Consider the following 5,437-nt stretch of genomic DNA (forward strand, 5'->3'; position numbering starts at 1 on the left):
CAGCGAGACGCTCTTTAACAAGTCGATCAGGTAATTTGTGTGGGCGCTTGGCTCGGGGTGATGATCGCATCACCAAATATCGAGACAAGCGACTCGTCAGAGAAGTTTGTAACTCGAGCCAGAATTGTCACCTTAAGTGACTGTTGATTTTAAACTGAAGAGTTTGATCATGGCTCAGATTGAACGCTGGCGGCAGGCTTAACACATGCAAGTCGAGCGGTAACGGGTCCAGCTTGCTGGATGCCGACGAGCGGCGGACGGGTGAGTAATGCATAGGAATCTGCCCGGTAGTGGGGGATAACTTGGGGAAACCCAAGCTAATACCGCATACGTCCTACGGGAGAAAGCAGGGGATCTTCGGACCTTGCGCTATCGGATGAGCCTATGTCGGATTAGCTAGTTGGTAAGGTAACGGCTTACCAAGGCGACGATCCGTAGCTGGTCTGAGAGGATGATCAGCCACACTGGGACTGAGACACGGCCCAGACTCCTACGGGAGGCAGCAGTGGGGAATATTGGACAATGGGCGAAAGCCTGATCCAGCCATGCCGCGTGTGTGAAGAAGGCTTTCGGGTTGTAAAGCACTTTCAGCGGGGAAGAAAGCATACCGGTCAATACCCGGTATGGACGACATCACCCGCAGAAGAAGCACCGGCTAACTCCGTGCCAGCAGCCGCGGTAATACGGAGGGTGCAAGCGTTAATCGGAATTACTGGGCGTAAAGGGCGCGTAGGCGGTCTGTCACGCCGGGTGTGAAAGCCCCGGGCTCAACCTGGGAATTGCATCCGGAACGGGCAGACTTGAGTGCAGGAGAGGAAGGTAGAATTCCCGGTGTAGCGGTGAAATGCGTAGAGATCGGGAGGAATACCAGTGGCGAAGGCGGCCTTCTGGACTGACACTGACGCTGAGGCGCGAAAGCATGGGTAGCAAACAGGATTAGATACCCTGGTAGTCCATGCCGTAAACGATGTCGACTAGCCGTTGGGTCCCTTGAGGACTTGGTGGCGCAGTTAACGCAATAAGTCGACCGCCTGGGGAGTACGGCCGCAAGGCTAAAACTCAAATGAATTGACGGGGGCCCGCACAAGCGGTGGAGCATGTGGTTTAATTCGATGCAACGCGAAGAACCTTACCTACCCTTGACATCCAGAGAAGTCGCTAGAGATAGCTTCGTGCCTTCGGGAGCTCTGAGACAGGTGCTGCATGGCTGTCGTCAGCTCGTGTTGTGAAATGTTGGGTTAAGTCCCGTAACGAGCGCAACCCCTATCCCTATTTGCCAGCGGTCCGGCCGGGAACTCTAGGGAGACTGCCGGTGACAAACCGGAGGAAGGTGGGGACGACGTCAAGTCATCATGGCCCTTACGGGTAGGGCTACACACGTGCTACAATGGCAGGTACAAAGGGTTGCGAAGCGGCGACGTGAAGCCAATCCCATAAAGCCTGCCTCAGTCCGGATTGGAGTCTGCAACTCGACTCCATGAAGTCGGAATCGCTAGTAATCGCGCATCAGAATGGCGCGGTGAATACGTTCCCGGGCCTTGTACACACCGCCCGTCACACCATGGGAGTGGACTGCACCAGAAGTGGTTAGCTTAACCTTCGGGAGAGCGATCACCACGGTGTGGTTCACGACTGGGGTGAAGTCGTAACAAGGTAGCCGTAGGGGAACCTGCGGCTGGATCACCTCCTTAAACGATACGACACACCCCGGCCAACGCGCCCACAACAAATTACCTGATCGGATAGAGCGAAGACTGTTTGGGTCTGTAGCTCAGTTGGTTAGAGCGCACCCCTGATAAGGGTGAGGTCGGCAGTTCAAGTCTGCCCAGACCCACCAAAATTTATCTCTCGCATTGTCGAGCGCCATCTCGCATAGCCTACTATGCGTCGATTGCTTTCTCCTCGCGAGATATAAATTTGCTAAGGGTTATAAACACCCAGCGGCATTATCACGGGGCCATAGCTCAGCTGGGAGAGCGCCTGCCTTGCACGCAGGAGGTCAGCGGTTCGATCCCGCTTGGCTCCACCATCGCCGCCTGAACAGTCGGAAGTACCTTTTGAAGGGTATAGTGAAAAAATGACAGTTCGATGATTATCCGAACCGCCGTTTTCTCACTGTTCCCTGAACAGTACGCTCTTTAACAATGTGGATCATGCTGATGTTAAACCAACATCAGGAACGTCACCGAGCAATCGGTTAGATGTGACTGATGTGAGTTTTTATTGAGATACGTCTCAAGCGTATCCGGTGAAATCGTTAGATTAATCACTGATCAGACCCCTTGGGGTTATATGGTCAAGCGATTAAGCGCACACGGTGGATGCCTAGGCAGTCAGAGGCGATGAAAGACGTGATAGCCTGCGATAAGCGTCGGTGAGGTGGCAAATAACCTGCGACCCGGCGATCTCTGAATGGGGAAACCCACTTACCATAAGGTAAGTATCCTTGAGTGAATACATAGCTCATGGAGGCGAACCGGGGGAACTGAAACATCTAAGTACCCCGAGGAAAAGAAATCAACCGAGATTCCCCAAGTAGCGGCGAGCGAACGGGGACCAGCCCTTAAGCGATGGGGCCGATAAGTGAACAGGGTGGGAAACCTGACCATAGAGGGTGATAGTCCCGTAACTGAAATCCAACCATCGTGAAATCGAGTAGGTCGGGGCACGTGAAACCCTGACTGAACATGGGGGGACCATCCTCCAAGGCTAAATACTACTGACTGACCGATAGTGAACCAGTACCGTGAGGGAAAGGCGAAAAGAACCCCGGAGAGGGGAGTGAAATAGATCCTGAAACCGTGTGCGTACAAGCAGTGGGAGCCTACTTTGTTAGGTGACTGCGTACCTTTTGTATAATGGGTCAGCGACTTATTTTCAGTAGCGAGCTTAACCGTATAGGGGAGGCGTAGGGAAACCGAGTCTTAAATGGGCGAATAGTTGCTGGGAATAGACCCGAAACCGAGCGATCTATCCATGGGCAGGGTGAAGGTTGAGTAACATCAACTGGAGGCCCGAACTCAAGTATGTTGAAAAATGCTGAGATGACCTGTGGATCGGAGTGAAAGGCTAATCAAGCTCGGAGATAGCTGGTTCTCCTCGAAATCTATTTAGGTAGAGCCTCACGTATCACCGCCGGGGGTAGAGCACTGTTTCGGCTAGGGGCCCATCCCGGGTTACCAAACCGAGGCAAACTCCGAATACCGGTGAGTGCAGCGTGGGAGACACACAGCGGGTGCTAACGTCCGTTGTGAAAAGGGAAACAACCCAGACCGTCAGCTAAGGCCCCCAAATTCTGGTTAAGTGGGAAACGATGTGGGAAGGCTTAGACAGCTAGGAGGTTGGCTTAGAAGCAGCCATCCTTTAAAGAAAGCGTAATAGCTCACTAGTCGAGTCGGCCTGCGCGGAAGATGTAACGGGGCTAAACCAGGTGCCGAAGCTACGGGTTCATCCTCTGGATGAGCGGTAGAGGAGCGTTGTGTACGTCTGTGAAGGTGTGTTGTGAAGCATGCTGGAGATATCACAAGTGCGAATGCTGACATGAGTAACGATAAGGGGAGTGAAAACCTCCCCCGCCGGAAGACCAAGGGTTCCTGTTCGACGTCAATCGGAGCAGGGTGAGTCGGCCCCTAAGGCGAGGCAGAAATGCGTAGTCGATGGGAAACGGGTCAATATTCCCGTACCAGACAATATTGCGATGGGGGGACGGAGAAGGCTAGGTAAGCCAGGCGTTGGTTGTCCTGGTGAAAGCATGTAGGCCGAGTGTTCAGGCAAATCCGGACACTTAAAGCCGAGATGCGAGACGAACATCTTCTTCGGAAGATGGAAGTTATCGATGCCACGCTTCCAGGAAAAGCCTCTAAGCTTCAGATATTGTGTGTCCGTACCCCAAACCGACACAGGTGGTCAGGTAGAGAATACCAAGGCGCTTGAGAGAACTCGGGTGAAGGAACTAGGCAAAATGGCACCGTAACTTCGGGAGAAGGTGCGCCGGTTTTGGTGATGGGACTTGCTCCCTAAGCTGAAACCGGCCGAAGATACCAGGTGGCTGCAACTGTTTATTAAAAACACAGCACTCTGCTAACGCGTAAGCGGACGTATAGGGTGTGACGCCTGCCCGGTGCCGGAAGGTTAATTGATGGTGTTAGCGCAAGCGAAGCTCCTGATCGAAGCCCCGGTAAACGGCGGCCGTAACTATAACGGTCCTAAGGTAGCGAAATTCCTTGTCGGGTAAGTTCCGACCTGCACGAATGGCGTAATGATGGCCACACTGTCTCCACCCGAGACTCAGTGAAATTGAAATCGCTGTGAAGATGCAGTGTACCCGCGGCTAGACGGAAAGACCCCGTGAACCTTTACTACAGCTTCACACTGGATGCTGATGTTACTTGTGTAGGATAGCTGGGAGGCTTTGAACCCTGGACGCCAGTCCAGGGGGAGCCAACCTTGAAATACCAGCCTGGTATCATTGGCGTTCTAACCTCGCACCGTTATCCGGTGCAGGGACAGTGTGTGGTGGGTAGTTTGACTGGGGCGGTCTCCTCCCAAAGAGTAACGGAGGAGCACGAAGGTACCCTCAGCACGGTTGGAAATCGTGCAATGAGTGCAAGAGCATAAGGGTGCTTAACTGCGAGACAGACACGTCGAGCAGGTACGAAAGTAGGTTCTAGTGATCCGGTGGTTCTGTATGGAAGGGCCATCGCTCAACGGATAAAAGGTACTCCGGGGATAACAGGCTGATACCGCCCAAGAGTTCACATCGACGGCGGTGTTTGGCACCTCGATGTCGGCTCATCACATCCTGGGGCTGAAGTCGGTCCCAAGGGTATGGCTGTTCGCCATTTAAAGTGGTACGCGAGCTGGGTTTAGAACGTCGTGAGACAGTTCGGTCCCTATCTGCCGTGGGCGTCGGAAGTTTGAGAAGAGTTGCTCCTAGTACGAGAGGACCGGAGTGAACGAACCTCTGGTGTTCCGGTTGTGTCGCCAGACGCATTGCCGGGTAGCTATGTTCGGACGGGATAACCGCTGAAAGCATCTAAGCGGGAAGCCCCCTTCAAGATGAGACTTCCCTGGGGCCTCGAGCCCCCTGAAGGACCCTCGAAGACTACGAGGTGATAGGCGCGGTGTGTAAGTGCCGTCAAGGTATTGAGCTAACGCGTACTAATTGTCCGTGAGGCTTGACCATATAACACCCAAGTGGTCTGTGATTAATCGTCATCGGATACGATGAGACGTTCTCAAGACGCAGCATGATCCCGAATTTGCAGGCGGTGATACGTCATCGCCCGCGCCAGTTACGCCTGACGACCATAGCAGGTGGGAACCACCCGATCCCATGCCGAACTCGGAAGTGAAACCACCCCGCGCCGATGGTAGTGTGGAGCTTCTCCATGCGAGAGTAGGTCATCGTCAGGCATCTATACCAAGGCCCCGATCA

Annotated in this window: 2 tRNA genes and 3 rRNA genes; all 5 read left to right on the top strand. The window is 53.7% G+C overall.

Annotated elements, in window-relative coordinates:
- The first annotated feature begins 151 nt into the window (after positions 1-151).
- The 5 genes from NAT49_RS14945 (at position 152) to rrf (ending at position 5,415) form a co-directional block, all read left to right on the top strand.
- Positions 152-1,691, top strand: a 16S ribosomal RNA gene (locus NAT49_RS14945).
- Between the two features lie 69 nt (positions 1,692-1,760).
- Positions 1,761-1,837 (top strand) — tRNA-Ile (locus NAT49_RS14950).
- Positions 1,838-1,953: 116 nt separating this feature from the next.
- Positions 1,954-2,029 (top strand) — tRNA-Ala (locus tag NAT49_RS14955).
- A gap of 265 nt (positions 2,030-2,294) precedes the next feature.
- A 23S ribosomal RNA gene (locus NAT49_RS14960) occupies positions 2,295-5,185 on the top strand.
- Positions 5,186-5,299: 114 nt separating this feature from the next.
- A 5S ribosomal RNA gene (gene rrf, locus NAT49_RS14965) occupies positions 5,300-5,415 on the top strand.
- Together the 16S, 23S and 5S rRNA genes with 2 tRNA genes alongside form the textbook arrangement of a ribosomal RNA operon.
- The last annotated feature ends 22 nt before the right edge of the window (positions 5,416-5,437 follow it).

This window comes from Larsenimonas suaedae (assembly GCF_023712105.1).
In the GTDB taxonomy this organism is placed as follows: Bacteria; Pseudomonadota; Gammaproteobacteria; order Pseudomonadales; family Halomonadaceae; genus Larsenimonas; species Larsenimonas suaedae.